This is a genomic window from Streptomyces sparsus (genome assembly GCF_054776295.1).
Window position 1 is genome coordinate 1 of the sequence record NZ_BAAHCA010001111.1, and the last position, 1445, is coordinate 1445.

The window sequence follows — 1445 nt, forward strand, 5'->3', positions numbered from 1 at the left end:
CCTCGACCGGACGGCGGTCGCCGAGGCGGGCGCGCTGCTGTCCGCGGGGCGGACCGCCACCGTCGAGTTGGGGGCCGACGGCAGCCGGTGCGGGGAGCCGGTGACGTTGCTGGTCGAGGTGAGCGTGCCGCCGCCGCGGCTGCTGGTGTTCGGCGCCATCGATTTCGCCGCGGCGCTGGTCGGGGCGGGCCGGTTCCTGGGCTTCCATGTCACGGTGTGCGACGCCCGCCCGGTCTTCGCCACCAGGGCCAGGTTCCCCGACGCGCACGAGGTGGTCGTCGACTGGCCGCACCGCTATCTGGAGTCGCAGACGCTGGACGCGCGGACGGCGGTGTGCGTGCTGACGCACGACGCCAAGTTCGACGTGCCGCTGCTGGAGCGGGCGCTGCGACTGCCCGTCGCCTACGTCGGAGCGATGGGTTCACGCCGTACGCACCTGGACCGGATGCGGCGGCTGCGCGAGACCGGGCTCACCGAGTGGGAGCTGAGCCGGCTGCGTTCACCGATCGGCCTGGACCTGGGGGCCCGCACGCCCGAGGAGACGGCGCTGTCCATCGCCGCGGAGATCGTCGCGGCCCGGCACGGCGGCTCTGGCCTGCCGCTCACCGGCGCGCACACCCCGATCCATCACGACCGGGGACCGGCGCCGACCGGCCGTGTCGACTCCGTCGCCTGAACGTCCTCCACTGTTACCGGAGTTGGCCGGAGAAATTGGTCTGGACATGACCAATAGCTGGCGCTAGTTTCATAAGTGGTCTGGACCAGGCACGCTCTCCGAACTTCCCCAGGTTCTTCAGGCAGGAGCGAAGCATGCGCACAAGGATCACGGCGGCGGCAGTCGCCATGGGTATCGCGGCGGCGACGGCCGTCGCCACCGGTGGCTCGGCCGCGGCACACGGCTACACCACCTCCACCCCCAGCAGGCAGATGCACTGCGCCCAGGGCACGGTGGCCAACTGCGGCGGCATCCAGTGGGAACCGCAGAGCGTCGAGGGACCGAAGGGGTTCCCCGGCGGAGGCCCTTCCGACGGACGGATCTGCGCCGGCGGCAACTCCCGGTTCTCCGAACTCGACGAGCCCCGCAACGGCTCCTGGCCGACCGCGCAGCTCAGCAGCGGCGCCAACTACACCTTCTCCTGGCGCAACACGGCCAGGCACCGCACCACGGACTACCGGTACTACATCACCAAGAACGGCTGGAACCCCAACAGCACCCTGACCCGCGCCGAGGAGGCGCCGGCGCCGTTCCTGACCGTGCCGATGGGCGGGCGCCAGCCCGCAGCCACCGAGAGCCACACCGGACGCCTGCCCTCGGGCAAGTCCGGGCGGCACCTGATCCTCGCCGTGTGGAACGTCTACGACACGGCCAACGCCTTCTACGCCTGCTCGGACGTGAGGTTCTGAGCGGGAGCCGGTGACCGGTCGGGGCCCGGCCTGCGCCCCGG

General features: G+C 71.7%; 2 protein-coding genes. Both read left to right on the forward strand.

Annotated features, from left to right (window positions below; translation table 11 throughout):
* Nucleotides 1-676, forward strand: a 676-nt coding sequence (locus tag ACYVE9_RS26690) for an XdhC family protein (protein WP_461030466.1), incomplete at its 5' end; no start/stop codon positions are given.
* A gap of 134 nt (nucleotides 677-810) precedes the next feature.
* Nucleotides 811-1404, forward strand: a complete 594-nt coding sequence (locus tag ACYVE9_RS26695) for a lytic polysaccharide monooxygenase (RefSeq protein ID WP_461030467.1) — start codon at nucleotides 811-813, stop codon at nucleotides 1402-1404.
* Nucleotides 1405-1445: the final 41 nt, after the last annotated feature.

Excerpts from the sequence above, each read along its gene's own strand:
- ACYVE9_RS26695 (WP_461030467.1), top strand. The coding sequence starts at position 811 with ATGCGCACAAGGATCACGGCGGCGGCAGTCGCCATGGGTATCGCGGCG.